Annotated in this window: 1 protein-coding gene; it reads right to left on the bottom strand. The window is 51.4% G+C overall.

Annotated features, from left to right (window positions below; translation table 11 throughout):
• Window positions 1–218, bottom strand: a 218-nt coding sequence (locus B7449_RS18295) for a Tn3 family transposase (RefSeq protein WP_048883917.1), incomplete at both ends; no start/stop codon positions are given.

Raw genomic sequence — 218 nt, 5'->3', positions numbered from 1 at the left:
TTCCGCTCTTTCAGATCCCGTATCCTGGGCGCAAATCGATAACCAAAGAAGGGCATCAGCCCGAAAACATGATCCGATGCCCCACCCGTATCTGTATAATGCTCTTCAATGGAAAGTCCGTTAGCATGATAAAGCAGTCCATCCAGAACATAGGGCGCTTCACCGGCCGTCGCAGCAATCACCCGGGTCGAAAACGGATCATACTGATCGGAGATGTG

The organism is Komagataeibacter intermedius TF2, from assembly GCF_000964425.1.
Lineage (GTDB): Bacteria > Pseudomonadota > Alphaproteobacteria > Acetobacterales > Acetobacteraceae > Komagataeibacter > Komagataeibacter intermedius.
The sequence above is the reverse complement of the archived record's forward strand: the minus strand, read 5'-3'. Positions and strand labels throughout refer to the sequence as shown.